Below are 15,014 nucleotides of genomic sequence, written 5' to 3'. Positions count from 1 at the left end.
CCGGCCGGCCCTAGCCGAACGCCCTGTCGAGCTCGGCGTCGCGCCGGGAGAGCCCTGTGCCGAGCGCCCGGAGGACAGCCGTCTGGACGGTGCTGCTGGAGGCGTCGATGCGGGTGGTGAAGCCGAGCCGGGCGGCCTCGGTGGCGCGTTGCTTGGCGGCCGAGACGGGCCGGATCTCACCGGCCAGGCTGATCTCGCCGAACGCGACCACGTTGTGGGCGATGGGCTCGTCCTTGAGTGCGGACGCGACCGCGATCGCGATGGCCAGGTCCGCGGCGGGTTCCACCAGCCGCACCCCGCCCACCGTCGACACGTAGACGTCCTTCTTCGACAGCGGGTAGCCCACCCGCTTCTCCAGCACCGCGAGCAGCATGGCCACCCGGGACCCGTCCACGCCATTGGTGACCCGGCGCGGGTTGGGCATGGCGGTGTCGATCACGAGCGCCTGCACCTCCACAGGCAGCGCGCGGCGGCCCTCCAGCGACACCGTCACGCAGGTGCCTGAGACCGCGGTGGTGCCGCGGCTGAGGAACAGGCCGCTCGGGTCAGCGACCTCGCTGATACCGTCTCCGGTCATTTCGAAACATCCCACTTCGTCGGTGGAGCCGAATCGGTTCTTCAGCGCCCGCACGAAGCGCAGCGCCGTGTGCCGGTCGCCCTCGAACTGGCACACCACGTCGACGAGGTGCTCGAGCAGGCGGGGGCCGGCGATGGTGCCGTCCTTGGTCACGTGCCCCACCAGGAGCACCGGCAGGTTGCGGTCTTTGGCGAGCCGGATCAGCGTGGACGCCACCTCGCGCACCTGCCCGGGCTGGCCGGCCTGGCCGTCGTTGAGCGAGCTGGAGACGGTCTGTACCGAGTCGATGATCACCAGGTCGGGCTTGACCGCGTCGATCTGGCCCAGGATGGTGGCCAGGTCGGTTTCGGCGGCTATGTAGAGCTCGGGCTGCAGTGCCCCGGTGCGTTCGGCGCGCAGGCGCACCTGCGCCACCGATTCCTCGGCGCTCACGTAGAGCACCCGGGACTTGGCGATCGCGGCCTTGGACGCCACCTCGAGCAGCAGCGTGGACTTGCCCACCCCGGGCTCGCCGCTGAGCAGGATGACCGAGCCGGGCACGATGCCGCCGCCGAGCACCCGGTCGAACTCGTCGATGCCGGTGGGCCAGTGCGCCACGGCGGTCGTGTCGACGTGGGTGATCGGCCGGGCGACGCCGGGTCCGCTCACGATCGAGGGGGTGACCGAGCGGCTGATGCCGGTCTTTTCCGCGGCTTCCACCACGGTGCCCCACTGCTGGCACTCGCCGCAGCGGCCCGCCCATTTCAGCGTGGTCCAGCCACATTCGGTGCACCGGAAGTTGGAGACGGGTTTGGCCATGTCAGCGAGCCTAGCTGCGGCCGCCGACAGTCCCGGTTCGGCCGGCCTATTCGGCCAGCGCCGCCTGGGGGACCCGGCGGGCCGCCACGGCGCTCATGTCGGGCAGGAACGCCTCCGCCCAGATGCGGTAACCGCGGTCATTGGGGTGGAAGAAATCGTTGGCGACCTGGGTGAACACGCTGCGCCAGCCCTCCCGGTGGGTGGTCGCGTGCAGCGGCACCACGGTGAGGCCGTGCTCGGCGGCCACGTCGCGCACGATCCGGTTGGCCACCATGACCTTGCGCTCGTTGTGCGGCAGGTGGAAGCAGGGCAGATCGGCCACGAGGGCGTGCGGCGGCAGCGCCGCGAACACCTCCCGGATACCCGCCTCAAAGCGGGCCGCATCCCACTGGGCGATGTCGTTGGCGCCGATCGCCACGGTCACGAAGTCGGGCTGCAGTTTCGTGAACCGTGGTAGCTGGTCGCGCACGGCCAGGTCCACGGTGGCGCCGGAGACACTGAGGTTGACCACCCGCAGGCTCTGCCCGGTGGCCAGGCGGATGTGGTCGGCCAGGATCCCCACGTAGCCACGGTTGGGCGCGCTCGCGCCGATGCCCTGCGCGGCGCTGTCGCCGATCGCCACGTACAGCAGGTCGCCCTTCTCCTTGGCGTGAGTGCGCCACCAAAGCGAGTTGACCGGCAGCGTCTCATTGAGCTCGGCGGCGTTGGCCGCCAGGCGCAGCCGGAACTTACGGTAGTTGACCATGGCGGCGGCGCCGAGCCCGGCGGTAGCGGCCACGGCGCCCGCGGTGAGGGCAAGGGTGCGGGGAGTGGAGGTGTCGTTTGTCACGGAGGAGAGAGTACCTCCAGGCACTGACAGTTGCCCGGATTCGCGCCGCACGCGCAACTCAACTACAATCGCTCTCGGTACCGTGTCCGAGCGGCCGAAGGTGCAACTCTCGAAAAGTTGTGTGGGGGAGACTCCACCGTGGGTTCAAATCCCACCGGTACCGCCACGAAAAACCCCGTCAGTCCCAGTGATTACGGGGTTTTTTGCTACCTAGACGCGGCCACTGCCCGCAAGAACCGCACAGCTGAGCGGGCTCGGGCCGTGAACAGGCACGCAATCATGGGTACGCTCGATGAAGCGCGTTTGCAGAACCAGGTGACGTGCCGCTCGGCGGGCACTGCACCGTCGCGCTCAGCTCGAACGTGAAGGAATCACCGTGTCTGACCACGCAAGAATCAAGGGCCACACCGTGACCCGCACCGTGCACATCGAGGCCTCCCGTGACCGCGTCTGGGAGGCGCTGACCGACCCCGAGGTGATGGTCAAGTGGTTCGGAGACGCCGCGGGGTTTGCCGCGCTCGAACCCGGCGCTACCGGCAGCATCGAATGGGAGGATTACGGCACCTTCCCGATCGAAATCACCGAGGTGGTCCCCGCGGACTCGTTCGGCTTCCGTTGGTCGGGAATCCCCGCCGAAGCGCTCGACGAGTACTCGACTCACGTGCGCTTCACCATCACCGATGCTGACACTGGAACGGATGTCACCGTGGTGGAATCCGGTTTCGACACGCTCCCCGGCGGCACCCGCTACCGGCGCGACCGTCTCGAGCAGAACCGAGAGGGCTGGGACGTCGAACTCGACGAGCTTGCGATCTTCCTCGAGGGCGCCGACCAGTAGGTCACGATTGCGGGGAAGTCGCTGGACGCCGTGTCCGCGGTGCTCGGCCTGAAGTTCCGCTGTTGGCGGAGCTCAGCGGGTGTGGTGACCCACCGACTAGGGCGTGACGTCGCCGGCGATTTCCCTCAACGTTGCGAGGTGGGCTTTCCACACCGTCCGACCCTGACGTGTGAGGGTGAGCGAGGTGCGCGGCATCTTCCCTGCGAAAGACTTCCCAACCGAAAGGTACCCGGCGGACTCCAGCAACGTCACCTGCTTGCTCAGCGCAGAGTCGGTGATCTCGACCGCGTCGCGAACCTCTCGGAAGCCGAGCGTGCCGGCGCGGTCGAGAGCCGCCACGATTGAGAAGCGAACGGGATTCTGGAGGAGATCATCGAGCCGGTGCCTGGGGTGCTGTTCCGTGGCGGTCACGAACGTGCCTCGTGGGCTGCGCAGACGAACGCCACGATGAGCACCAGGCCGGACGCGATCCCCGCCAGGAGAACGGATCCATGCGCCCAGATCACCACGGAAATGGCGGCTGCATAGCTGACGAACCAGCTCGCGATGTACCCGGTCCAGCGGCGGCTGCGCGCGAAGGCCGACCGGCCCTGGATGCTCACCATGAAGAAGATCATGAGCGCGAACATGACGAAAAGCGTGCCGAAGTAGGCGAGGCCGAACGCACTGTCCGTCGTCAGGGCCATCGCGAAGGTCCCCATCGAGGTCGCCACGCCGAGCGCGAGGATGAACGTGATGTACGGCCAGCGGGTGGCGTTGTGCGCGGACCGGCTGACCCGATCGGCCCGATCGAGAAGGCGCCGGGCCTCCAGTGCGGTGATGGTGGGCGTGGTTCCCATGACATGCTCCCTTCGTAGATTCTCATCCTGGCAACTACTTGCTAATAATGCAAGTACTTTCTTGGGGTGCCGGTACTTGGTCCTCGTAGGGAAGCGACTAGCCTCGAGCCATGACCGAATCAGGCTGGGTCGAGGTGGGCCGTGGGGTCTTCCAGCGGCGCTACAAACCGATGGATGTCTCCGTGATCGTGGTGGTCGGGCCCACCGGTCTCACGGTCGTCGATACCCGCAACAATCCGGCCGAGGCCGAAGAAATCGTCCGGGATGTCGATGCCCGGTTCGGGCGACCGATCGTCGCGGTGGTGAACACCCACGCCCACTACGACCACACCTTCGGCAACCAGACCTTTGCCGCTCTCCCATCGGTGCCCGTCTACGGCCACCACCGCATCCCGCAGCACTTCGCTGAGTACGAGGCCCCCCGGCTCGCCGCTCAGCAGGCCGACCCGTCCCGGGAGCCAGACAAGGACTGGGCGGATGTGGTGTTGACCCCGCCCGACGTGCTCGTCACGACTCGGGCGACGCTGGTGGTCGGCGGGCGCACTCTCGAGTTGATTCCGCTGGACCCTGGCCACACCGACACCGACCTCGCGGTCCTCGTTCCGGACTGCCGCGTGTGGCTGCTCGGCGACGTCATCGAGGAATCCGGTCCGCCGATGTTCGGCTCGGGCAGCTACCCGTTCACCTGGCCCACAGTTCTGGCGGGACTGCTCGACGCGATCCGGCCGGGCGACGTCATCGTGCCCGGCCATGGCGCGGTGGTGGATCGGGATTTCGTGGTTCGCCAGATGGAGGGGTTGCAGAAGGTGGCCGACACCATCCGCGCGAGCGTGACCGCCGGAACCTCACTGCAGGACCTGCCGGCCGACCACGACCTCTTCGGCCTCTGGCCGGAGGTGATGCTCGAATCCGCCTTCTCCCGCGGCGCCGACCAGCTCGGCGGCTGAGCGGATCAGTCGTCTTGCGCCACCCCTGCTTGCGATCGAGGTTGCGCTCCTGCTTGAGAGAGTTGCCGCGCCGCGAGCACGTGGAACCGGTGTCGCTAGCATGGGCGGATGATCGTCTGGCTGAATGGCACCCATGGTGTGGGGAAGACAACCGCCGCCGCTCTGGTGCAACGGCTGATCCCCGATTCTCGGGTGTTCGATGCCGAGAAGGTCGGCGAGACACTCATGGACATCAGCCCTGGGTTACCGCACACGGATAATTTTCAGCACTGGCCTCCGTGGCGTTCGCTGGTCGTCGACACGGCTCGCCGCATTCTCGACTACACCGGGGGCACCCTGGTGATGCCGATGACCGTGCTGGTCGAGCCCTACTGGCGGGAAATCAGCGAGGGCCTGGACTCCTACGACATTCCAGTGCACCACTTCGTGCTTCACGCCGATCAAAGAACCCTCATGCGACGAATACAGGCCGACTCCGTGATGGGTCCCTCTTCATTTCGTCTCAACTACCTTTCGCCCTACGCTGATGCCTTCCAGTCCTGGTTGGGCGCCGAAGCGCACGTCATCGACACCTCGGAGCTCACGCCCGCTCAGGCCGCGTCGGAGGTCGCCACGGCGGTCAAAACCCTAGGCACTCCGACTCAACTGTGATCCCACAAGATAGCCGTTGACCACCCTCGAGCCACCGGCACAGCGTTGTTCCCTGAAGGGGTCTCGGCGCCTTTCATCCGGCCGCTGGTGGATCGTTGTGTGTACCTGTGTCCGCGCCGATACGGACACCGTCGCGCCATACGGCACGAGGGACCAGGGCGCTGTCCCAGATCACGAGGTCACCGCGGCAGCCCACCTCGAGATGGCCGAGGTCGTCGCGCTGTATCGCTCGAGCCGGCACGGCGGTGGCCGAGGCGATTGCCGCACCGAGCGGAATGCCCCACGACACAACGTTGCGGAGGGCTCGGTCCAGGGTCAAGGTCGAGCCGGCCAGAGTGCCGGTGCCGTGAAGCGTGGCAAGTCCGTCTCTCACGGTGACCTGTTGCGCGCCGAGCAGGTATTCGCCGTCGGACGCTGCCGCGGCGGCCATTGCGTCGCTGACGAGTGCCACCCTGCCGGGTGCGGCCGCGAAGAGCATCCGGACGACCGTGGGATCGACGTGACTGCCGTCAGCGATGATCTCAAGGATCATCCGGTCGTCCGCCGCCGCGGTACCGATCGGCCCCGGCGCCCGATGAAGCACCGGCGGCATCGCATTGAAAGTGTGCGTCAGCAGGCTGGCTCCGGCATCAATCGCGCACAGCGTGGTGTCCGCATCAGCGCCGGTGTGCCCAATGGCCGCAACGCTCCCGGCGACGACAATCTGGCGTACCGCCTCGATACCGCCGGTGAGCTCGGGTGCGAGCGTCACCTGCTGGACCACCCCCGTCGCCAGCAGACGGGCGAGCTCGTGCGCCTCCGGCGGGTGGAGGGCGGCTGGGTCGTGCGCTCCGCAGCGATCACCGTCGATGTATGGACCCTCGAGGTGGGCGCCAAGAATGCCGGGGTGCTCACGCCGGGCGGCGGCGATCCGGGTCAGCTGAGCCTCAAGGGCTTGGGGAGGGGCGCTCACAAGAGAAAGCACAATCCGGGTCACGCCGTGGGCGGCATGAGCGCTGACGGCCTGCAGGATCTCGTCGATGGTGCCGTCAAACGCGAAGGTCGCTCCGCCGTGGTTGTGGATATCCACGAGTCCGGACGTGATGATCGCACCCGGCCCGCCGATCTGGCGGGCATCGACAATCTCGTCCCCATCGGGGGCCCAGTCGCCGGTCGCGCCGGTGGCCGAGATGACGCCGTCGTGGATGCGCACCCAGCCGGCCGGCTCGTCGCGGATGTCACCGTGAGCGTTGGCGGTGATGAGTCGAGCGGAATGTACGAGCAGACCGGTCATGCCTTCACCTCACGGGCCGTTCGAACGTTGCGGATCGCCGTGAGGTTGCTCTCGACGGTGCGAACAATGTCCGCCGCCGTCCGATCGTGCGGTCGACGGCTGACCTTCACGCCCAGCCACTCCACGTCGCCCGCAGCCATGAGAGCCGCCCGCACATGAACGTCGTCGAGGAGCGACCCGGATGCCGGGTCGGCGCTGAGGACGGGAAGATGCGCGTCACTCCAAGCGTGACCATAGGGACCGTCGGTGGCACTCGCCCCCGAGAACGTGAGCCCCTTCAGGAGCCCGGAGTCGGCAACCGCGGCGATCTGTGAGGTGACGGAGTGTGCGCTGCGCAGTTCAATGGCCGAGCGCCCCCAGTTCACCCACATGCCGATGGACGCGCCCGACTGGGCGGCCACGGCAATCTCGTCGACGACCGGGAGGAAGCCCTTCTCGAACGGGTGGTCCGGCATGACAGTGTCGCAGTGTTCGATGACGAGCTGAGCCCCATTCCAATCGACGTCGGTGAGTTCGGCGAGCGACTCGGCAAGAGCTGCAGAGTCTGCGCCCCCGGCGGGAGCGGTGTGCAGGCTGACCAGGGCCACCTCGGCCTCAGACTGCTCGGTGAGTATCCGCACGTCGGCGGCCAGGCGCCGCAGGTCGGCGAGCGCGGCCGTCCTGCCCGCACGATCCCGAGACGCGATCCCATAGTGAGGGGCTTCCCGGCATCGCTTCATGACAAACGGCAATGCGGTCAGAGACAACTGCGCGCCGGCAGGAACATTGTGCAGGAACCACGCACTGTCGTGCGGGTGAATGGCACCCAGCCAGGGTATTTCAAGCCCGACCACATCGGGCAGCGCGCATAATCCCCGAAGCAGCTCCCCCTCGAGGACGGGATCCCAACTGCCGTGCGCGGGCGAAGCGGCATAAGCGCTGACGAGCGTTCCCCGAGGTGCCAGGGGCTCGGCCGGCGGCTCGTACCTCATCGGATCACACTGTCTCGATGAGCGTACGTGGAGCGGTAGTAGTCCGCCAGTTCCAGCTGCGCGGCCGCCGCGTCGTCGACGAACACGGTGACATGCGGGTGGTGCTGGAGGATTGTGGCCGGCCAGAGCGCCGACACCGCGCCCTCGACGAGCTGTCGCACCGCTTCAGCCTTTCCGGCGCCCGTGGCGACCAGCACGACGTGACGGGCTTCCATGATCGTTCCGAGCCCCTGGGTGAGGCAGTGCACGGGAACCGCATCGACGTTGCCGTCGAAGAACCGCGCGTTGTCGAGGCGAGTTTGGTCTGTGAGGGTCTTCACCCGCGTGCGCGAAGCGAACGACGAGGCAGGCTCGTTGAAGGCGATATGACCGTCGGTGCCGATCCCCAGAATTTGCAGGTCGACACCGCCCGCCTCCCGCATCGCGCTCTCGAAGGAGGCGCAGGCGGCAGCCAGATCGGCTGCGCCGCCGTTCGGGCCCTGCACGGCGTCTGTGGGCAGATCGACTCGGGAGACGAAGTCCTGCTCGATCACCGTGCGGTAGGAGCAGGGGTGCCCCTCAGCCAGGCCCACGTATTCATCCAACGTGAACGCACGGGCCCGGGCCAGTGAGATCGTGCCCTCGGCGACCCGGTCGGCCACAGCGTCGTAGGTGCGCAGGGGGCTTGACCCGGTGGCGAGCCCCAAGACTGCGTCAGGCTTGCGTGCCATCAGCGCCGCGATTTCGTCGGCAACGAGGTCGCCGATCCGGTCTTCCCGGACAATGATTACTTCCACTAGCTGACTCTCCCTGACGTGGTCGCCAATGCTTCGACGAACCATGACGTGATCGTGGTTGGATGCGTGATCGCGGTACCCACGCACACGGCATGGGCGCCCGCTCGACGTGCCGCTTCGGCGTCGGCCGGTGTATGGATTCGCCCCTCCGCGACGACAGGCTGGACGCAACGCGCGGCGATGCTCCGGATGAGATCAAGGTCGGGTCCTGATGTCTTATTGCGCTCCCCGGTGTAGCCGGAGAGGGTCGTGCCGAGGATGTCTGCGCCCGCTTGCTCGGCTGCGATCGCGTCGTCGAGGGAACCGCAATCGGCCATCACGAGGACGTCCGGATGTGTTGTCCGCAGCCCCGCGACGGTTTGGGCCAGCGTGAGCCCGTCAGGGCGGGGCCGACGTGTGCCGTCGATCGCGACGATGCTCGCCCCGGCGTCCGCGACGGCACGGGCATGCTCGAGCGTCGGGGTGATGAAGACGCCGGAGCCACCGTCCTTGACGAGCCCGACGATCGGAACGGTGAGGTCGGCGGCAGCCCGGATGTCGGCGATGCCCTGCAGCCGCACGCAGACGGCACCGCCGAGCACGGCCGCGCGGGCGATCTGTGCCATCGTGTTGGGGTCGCGCATAGGCTCGCCCGGGTAGGCCTGGCAGGAGACGATCAGGCCACCGGTGAGGAGGCCGAGAATGCTCTCGGCACGCGTCGTCACGACTTTCCCCTCAGCGCGGACCACGCGGATGCAGCAGCTCCGCGCAGCGGAGCGTCGCCGCCGAGGGTGCCGGCGAGGAGCGGCACCCCTTGGAGCGCGTCGATCACTTCGGCGCGGAACGCGGCGTCCATGGCACTCCACCAGGCGTCGCCGATCGTGGGCACACTGCCGGTGATGACCACGCGCTCGGGATCGAGCACGGTCACCACCGCTGCGATCGCACGTCCGACGGCCGCAGCGGAATCGCGCACGGCGCGGGCTGCGAGAACATCCCCGGTTGCGGCCCGGCCGGCCACACCCCGCGCATCCGTTTCGGCGGGATCTCCGCCGAGCCAGAGGTAGTGCCGGTACAGGCCCAGACCTGACCCGATCGCTTCGAGATGACCGGACCGCCCGCACGTGCACGTGAGGTGTTCGGCGCCGGGAGTGGGGACGTGCGCAATCTCTCCGGCGACGTGGCGCGCCCCCCGGAGCGCGCGACCGCCGAGGATCACGCCGGCGCCGACACCGGTGCCGACCGCAACGACCAGCACACTGTCGGCGCCGAGTGCTGCGCCGTGGCGAATCTCGCCGGCGGCGTGCGCGTCGACGTCGTTCTGCACATGCACAATCGCGTCGACCGGGAGTCGGGTGCCCATGCCCCTGCGCACAGCGTCGGCGAGCGGGGTGCCGGCCCAGCCGGCAAGAGTGTCGGTCGAGGACACGATCGATCCCGACCGCACGTCGACGACTCCGGCGGTACCGATGCCGACACCACGGAGAATCGCTTGGGGCATACGGTCGAGCAGCTCGGTGGCCAGGTTCACAACGGTGCTGACGACGGCACCTGGTCCTGCCGATCCCGGTGTCGGCCGTGTGGCCCGGCTGAGGATGACGTCCTCAGAGTCGACGAGGGCGACGGCCGTTTTCGTGCCTCCGATGTCGACGGCGAGCATGACGTCGTTCATCACACCGGCAACAGGTCGTGGTCCGCGAGGATCGCGCGGATCTTCGTCACAGCGGCGTCGTCAAGAGCTTCGACACCGGTCGCCACGGTGGCGTGGTCGATCAGACCGCGTGCGAGCATCGCTGCCTTGAACGCGCCGACGCCTGTCGCGTCGCCGGACAGGCCCGAGGGCTGAAAGACGACCTCGAACAGGCGGTTGATGCGGACCTGCTCTGCCCGCGTGGTGTCCCAGTCTCCGAGAGCGGCGGCCTCCCACAAACGCACGTATCCCTCGGCCTCGACGTTCGCGAAGCCGGGGACCACGCCGTCGGCACCGGCAAGAAGCATCGCATCGACGACCATTTCGTGCCCGGTAAGAACCTGCAGCGGATGCCCGGCGGCCTCATTCGCAGCCAGGAGGCGACGGAACCCGACGTCATCGCCGGATGAGTCCTTCACGCCGTGCAGAACTCCCTCAGTGGCCAGCTCCATGAGGAGGTCCAGGTTGAGTTTCGAATGGACGCGCACGGGAACGTCGTACGCCCACAGCGGCGCGTCGATGGCGGCCGCGATGGTGCGGAAATGTGCGGCGACCTCGGCAGTCGAATTCAACGTGTACAGCGGCGCGGTGGTGACGATCGCATCGACCCCGACCTTGATGAGCTGGCGGGCGACCTCGATCACGCGCACGGCCGTCAGTTCTATGGCCCCGGCGATGATCGGCACGCGCCCTGCCGTGGTGTTGACGATGGTGCGGGCGATCTCCACTCGTTGTGCATTGGTGAAGTACGCGGTCTCGCCGGTGGAACCCAGCGCGAAGAGGCCAGCGCAACCGGCGCCGATGAGGTAGTCGACGAGGCGGGCGAGGGACGCGTGGTCGATAGTCCCGTCCGGATGGAGAGGAGTCGCGACCGGGGGGATGATGCCGGCGAAACGGATGGTGGAGGGAGTGGCGAGGGAAGTCATCTGTACGTCCAATTGAGGTTGATGGGTCAGGCGGGTGTATGCGGGTTGAGCAGGGAAGGCGCGGCTCCGAGGAGGCTGCGTGTGTAGGGATCAGCGGGGTCGTTGAAGACGCGGGCAGCGTCCCCGAACTCGACAACACGGCCCTTGTTCATTACAGCGATCTCGTCGGAGAGGTAGCGCACGGTCTGGATGTCGTGGGAGATGAAGACCATGCCGAGGTTCAGTTCGTTCTTGAGATCGGTGAGCAGGTTCAGGATCTGCGCTCTCACCGAGACATCGAGGGCCGAGGTGGGCTCGTCCGCGACGATCACCTGCGGGTTGAGAGCCAGCGCTCGCGCGATTGCGACGCGTTGACGCTGACCACCGGAGAGTTGGGCGGGGAACGCGTCCAAGGCCGATGTCGGGAGGCCGACCAGGCCGATGAGCTCCTTCACTCTGCGTTCGCGGTGCGAGGGCTCGCCGACGTGGTGCACCTGCATCGGATCCAGCAGCGCATCTCGCACCGTCATCCGGGCGTTCAGGGCGGTCGCCGGGTCCTGAAAGACGACCGACAGGATGCTGCCGAGGCGTCGGCGCACACCGGGAGTGAACGAGGAGACGGCTTCGCCGGCGAACACCACCTGACCCGCCGTCGGCTGCTGCAGACCCACGAGGACTTTCGCGGCGGTGGACTTTCCCGAGCCGGATTCCCCGACGATGCCGAGGGTCTGTCCCCGCCTCACCGTGAGTGAGACACCCGCGAGCGCATCAATATAGCTCTTGGTGAACAGTCCGGACGTGCGGGTCTTGAACCGTACGTGTACGTCCTGAAGCTCGATGATGGGTTGACTCATCGGGTGCCTCCTAGTGGCAGGATCGGCGCGTCCTCGGGATGCGCGGCGTAGTAGTGATCCGTCCCGTCGAGACGGCGGCGCACGGGGGCGACCCCGCGGCCCCGTTCCGGGGTGGACGATCGTGGCGCGAAACGGTCGCCGGCCGGAAAGTCTCGCGGCGACGGTACAGTCCCGGGGACCTGGTGGAGGCGATCGGAACCGGATTCGATCGAGAGCACAGCGCCGAGCAGCCCGCGAGTGTATTCGTGCAGCGGCTGGGTGAGCAGCTCCCGGGTCGTCGCTTGCTCCACAACCTGGCCCGCGTACATCACGGTGATGCGGTGCGCGAGTTCGGCGACCAAGGCGAGGTCGTGGGAGACGAACACCATGGCGAATCCGAGTTCCTCGCGGAGCGAGTTGAGCAGATCGACGACCTGAGCCTGAACTGTCACATCCAGAGCCGTTGTCGGCTCGTCCGCGATGACCAGCCGTGGGTTCCGGGTGAGGGCCATGGCGATGAGCACTCGCTGGCGCTGCCCACCGGACAACTCGTGCGGATACGACGCCAGAGTGCGTTTCGGCTCGAGGCCGACCAGGTGCAAAAGCTCCTCCGCGCTGCGGGTGCCGCCTCGCGAGGTCAGTTGCTTCATCTGCGAACGGATCAGCATGGCGGGATTGAGCGAGCTCAGAGCATCCTGGTAGATCATCGCGATGTCGTGACCACGGAGCGCGTTGCGCTCCTTGGGCGCCATCTGCAGAAGGTCCTTGCCGTCGAAGAGGATCTGGCCGGTTATCTTCGCCCGCGGGTCGAGCAAACCCATGATGGCGAGGGAGGTGATCGACTTGCCGCACCCGGACTCGCCGACCAACGCCATGGTCTCGCCTGGGCGCACCGTGAAGTTGACGTTGTCAACGACACTGACGTCACCGTGGCGCGGGAAGGAGATCGACAGGTTCCTGACCTCGAGCAGCGGCGGCACGTCGGTGGTGAACTGCAACCGGTCCGAGCGCCCGAGCTCGATGTCACGGAGGGCGGTGAGCCGCTCTTCCAGTGGGACGGCTGCCGTGGTGGCTTCCAACGTGGGTATGGCGACCGTCACGATGGGCACCTCGGCGCCGTCGGACCTGGTGTCCCCGGTGAGTCCGGCCCCCGAGGCTGCGCCTTCCGACTGGCCGGCTTCGAGCGTGCTCGTCGCCTCGTCGGTCGCGGCCGCTTTGGTGGTGATCTTCCGCGTCTTCTGGGTGAGCATGGCATCGGTCATCCCCTCGGAGAGGATGTTCAGGCACAGCACCGAGAGCATGATGAGCAGGCCGGGGAAGAACGTCGCCCACCACGCACCGCTCATCAGGAGATTCCGACCAGACGCGATCACATTGCCCCAGGAGGGCTCAGGGTCGGGGACGCCGGCCTGAAGGAATGACAGGGACGCTTCGAAGACGATCGCGTCGGCGACGAGAACCGTGGCGAAAACCAGTACCGGTGCCATTGTGTTGCGGGCGACGTGCTTGACGATGATCCGTGGTGTTGATGCACCCATGACCCGTACGGCAGCGACGTAGTCGTCGCCGTACTGGTCGAGGATGTTGGCGCGCACGATTCGGGTCAGCTGGGGGACGTAGAGAAAGGCGATGGTGAAGATCAGGACCGGTAGTGACTTGCCAAACACCGCAACGAAAACGGCCGCCAAAGCGATTCCGGGAAATGACATGACGACGTCCATCACGCGCATCAGGGTCTCGGCGATCCACTTGGATGCCGTGGCGGCGATTGCGCCGAGTACCGATGCCACCGCGAGGGCGCTCAGCGTCGCGCCGAGGCCGATCGCCAGTGAGTACCGGCCGCCGTAGAGGAGCCGCGAGAAGATGTCGCGCCCCTGCCGGTCCGTGCCGAACCAGTGTTCAGCGCTGGGCGCCTGCACCGGCGGGCCGGATGCTAGGGGGTCGAATGGGGCCACCAGCGGTGCGAAGACCGCGGAAAGGGCGATCACAGTGATGATTGCCAGACAGATTCTTGACCCGATGGACAGGCCGGCAAGGCGCAGGCCCGGTACCGAAAGTCGTTCGGCTAGTGTGCGTCGCATGGTCTCAAACCGCCCTAATTCTTGGGTTGATCAGCACGTACAGGAGATCAACGATGATGTTGATCACGACGAAGGCCAGGGCGACCGCGAGGGTGACCCCCTGCACGAGATTGGGTTCGTTGTTGGTCACGCCGTTGAGGATCAGCGTTCCCATTCCCGGGATGGCGAAGATGACCTCGATCACCACGGCGCCGCCGATGAGATATCCCACGCGAAGTCCGAGCACCGTGACCGGGGTGATCAGAGCATTCCGCAGCACGTTCCGGGCGACCACGATGTGTCGGGGGATACCGGCGCCGAGCGCGGTCCGCACGTAGTCCCGGTCGAGTTCCTCCACCGTGGAGGTGCGGATGACTCGTGATAGCTGACCTGTCACGGGAATGGCAAGCGCGACCGCCGGCAGAGCCATCCGGGCCAACCAACCGACCGGATCCGAGCTGAAGTCCGGAAGCCTGCCTGAGGCGGGAAGGATCGACAGCTGCAGGGTGAAGAGCTGGATGAGGAGGATGGCGAGCCAGAAGGACGGCGTGGACAGTGACGCGACACCCACGATGCGGATGATCTTGTCTGGCCACCGATCGCGGTAGACGGCTGCGAGGACTCCGAGCGCCAGGGCGAGGACGACAGCGATCACCAGACCGAGGAAGGTGAGGGAGAGTGTGATGGGAAAGGCCCGGGCGACTTCTTCGCTGACGGGGAGGCTCCGAGCGGAGTAGGTGCCCAGGTCGCCGCGCAGCAGACCGGCGAGGAAGTCGCCATACCGCACGAGCAGTGGGTCATTGAGGCCTTGCGCATCTCGGTACGACTCCAGGGCATCCGGGGACGCGGTTTCGCCGAGTGCGGTGCGTGCCGGGTCGACGGGGGAAAAAGACATCACGAAGAAAACCAGGAATGTGATGCCCAGGATCATGATCGGCAGCTGCAGGAGCCGACGGCCGATGAGGCGGAGGGTGTTGGACACGGACCGCTCCTTCCTAAGAGTGGGGGCGGGGGGAGGTGCGCGCAGGTGCGCACTTCCCCCCTTGGG

The 15,014-nt window shown here is 67.0% G+C and carries 16 protein-coding genes and 1 tRNA gene; 4 read left to right on the top strand and 13 right to left on the bottom strand.

Annotation, left to right across the window (positions count from 1 at the left end; genetic code table 11):
• Positions 1–10: 10 nt before the first annotated feature.
• Positions 11–1,375, bottom strand: a complete 1,365-nt coding sequence (radA, locus tag PA27867_RS15735) for a DNA repair protein RadA (RefSeq protein WP_066597924.1) — start codon at positions 1,373–1,375, stop codon at positions 11–13.
• A gap of 46 nt (positions 1,376–1,421) precedes the next feature.
• Positions 1,422–2,204: an SGNH/GDSL hydrolase family protein gene (locus PA27867_RS15730; RefSeq protein ID WP_066597922.1), complete on the bottom strand. Its 783-nt coding sequence runs from the start codon at positions 2,202–2,204 to the stop codon at positions 1,422–1,424.
• A 76-nt stretch (positions 2,205–2,280) separates the two neighbouring features.
• Between PA27867_RS15730 and PA27867_RS15725 the strand changes: the two genes are divergently transcribed.
• Together PA27867_RS15725 and PA27867_RS15720 are read left to right on the top strand one after the other, a co-directional pair.
• Positions 2,281–2,370 (top strand) — tRNA-Ser (locus PA27867_RS15725).
• Between the two features lie 210 nt (positions 2,371–2,580).
• Positions 2,581–3,042, top strand: a complete 462-nt coding sequence (locus PA27867_RS15720; RefSeq protein ID WP_167550853.1) for an SRPBCC domain-containing protein — start codon at positions 2,581–2,583, stop codon at positions 3,040–3,042.
• Positions 3,043–3,138: 96 nt separating this feature from the next.
• Here PA27867_RS15720 and PA27867_RS15715 read toward each other — a convergent pair whose 3' ends face one another.
• Together PA27867_RS15715 and PA27867_RS15710 are read right to left on the bottom strand one after the other, a co-directional pair.
• Positions 3,139–3,453, bottom strand: a complete 315-nt coding sequence (locus PA27867_RS15715) for a winged helix-turn-helix domain-containing protein (protein WP_066597920.1) — start codon at positions 3,451–3,453, stop codon at positions 3,139–3,141.
• Positions 3,450–3,881: a chemotaxis protein CheY gene (locus tag PA27867_RS15710; protein ID WP_066597919.1), complete on the bottom strand. Its 432-nt coding sequence runs from the start codon at positions 3,879–3,881 to the stop codon at positions 3,450–3,452. Before PA27867_RS15710 ends, PA27867_RS15715 begins: the two co-directional genes overlap by 4 nt.
• 110 nt (positions 3,882–3,991) lie before the next feature.
• On the opposite strand from PA27867_RS15710, the gene PA27867_RS15705 reads away from it, so the two are divergent.
• Entirely contained in the window at positions 3,992–4,828 is an 837-nt protein-coding gene (locus tag PA27867_RS15705; RefSeq protein WP_066597918.1) for an MBL fold metallo-hydrolase, read from the top strand.
• Between the two features lie 108 nt (positions 4,829–4,936).
• Positions 4,937–5,479, top strand: a complete 543-nt coding sequence (locus PA27867_RS15700) for an AAA family ATPase (RefSeq protein ID WP_066597917.1) — start codon at positions 4,937–4,939, stop codon at positions 5,477–5,479.
• A gap of 73 nt (positions 5,480–5,552) precedes the next feature.
• On the opposite strand, the gene PA27867_RS15695 is transcribed toward PA27867_RS15700, so the two are convergent.
• From PA27867_RS15695 to PA27867_RS15655, 9 genes are read right to left on the bottom strand one after another with little or no spacing between them, the layout of a single operon-like run.
• Positions 5,553–6,752 (bottom strand): N-acetylglucosamine-6-phosphate deacetylase, encoded by a 1,200-nt coding sequence (locus PA27867_RS15695; protein ID WP_066597914.1) that lies wholly within the window; start codon positions 6,750–6,752, stop codon positions 5,553–5,555.
• Positions 6,749–7,723 (bottom strand): DUF4862 family protein, encoded by a 975-nt coding sequence (locus PA27867_RS15690; protein WP_066597912.1) that lies wholly within the window; start codon positions 7,721–7,723, stop codon positions 6,749–6,751. The genes PA27867_RS15695 and PA27867_RS15690 overlap by 4 nt, the downstream gene beginning before the upstream one ends.
• Positions 7,720–8,499 (bottom strand): glucosamine-6-phosphate deaminase, encoded by a 780-nt coding sequence (gene nagB / locus PA27867_RS15685; protein ID WP_066597908.1) that lies wholly within the window; start codon positions 8,497–8,499, stop codon positions 7,720–7,722. Before nagB ends, PA27867_RS15690 begins: the two co-directional genes overlap by 4 nt.
• Positions 8,499–9,203 (bottom strand): N-acetylmannosamine-6-phosphate 2-epimerase, encoded by a 705-nt coding sequence (locus tag PA27867_RS15680; protein WP_066600107.1) that lies wholly within the window; start codon positions 9,201–9,203, stop codon positions 8,499–8,501. The genes nagB and PA27867_RS15680 overlap by 1 nt, the downstream gene beginning before the upstream one ends.
• On the bottom strand, positions 9,200–10,150 hold the full coding sequence (locus PA27867_RS15675) for an ROK family protein (protein WP_066597905.1): 951 nt from the start codon (positions 10,148–10,150) through the stop codon (positions 9,200–9,202). The genes PA27867_RS15680 and PA27867_RS15675 overlap by 4 nt, the downstream gene beginning before the upstream one ends.
• Complete coding sequence (locus tag PA27867_RS15670) at positions 10,150–11,106, bottom strand: dihydrodipicolinate synthase family protein (protein ID WP_335582765.1); 957 nt, start codon at positions 11,104–11,106, stop codon at positions 10,150–10,152. Before PA27867_RS15670 ends, PA27867_RS15675 begins: the two co-directional genes overlap by 1 nt.
• A gap of 14 nt (positions 11,107–11,120) precedes the next feature.
• Positions 11,121–11,927, bottom strand: a complete 807-nt coding sequence (locus PA27867_RS15665; RefSeq protein ID WP_066597899.1) for an ABC transporter ATP-binding protein — start codon at positions 11,925–11,927, stop codon at positions 11,121–11,123.
• Positions 11,924–13,987, bottom strand: a complete 2,064-nt coding sequence (locus PA27867_RS15660) for a dipeptide/oligopeptide/nickel ABC transporter permease/ATP-binding protein (RefSeq protein ID WP_066597896.1) — start codon at positions 13,985–13,987, stop codon at positions 11,924–11,926. The genes PA27867_RS15665 and PA27867_RS15660 overlap by 4 nt, the downstream gene beginning before the upstream one ends.
• A gap of 4 nt (positions 13,988–13,991) precedes the next feature.
• On the bottom strand, positions 13,992–14,948 hold the full coding sequence (locus PA27867_RS15655) for an ABC transporter permease (protein ID WP_066597894.1): 957 nt from the start codon (positions 14,946–14,948) through the stop codon (positions 13,992–13,994).
• Positions 14,949–15,014 lie beyond the last annotated feature (66 nt).

Source organism: Cryobacterium arcticum (assembly GCF_001679725.1).
GTDB classification, from domain to species: Bacteria; Actinomycetota; Actinomycetes; order Actinomycetales; family Microbacteriaceae; genus Cryobacterium; species Cryobacterium arcticum_A.
This window is presented reverse-complemented; position numbering and strand designations above follow the sequence as displayed.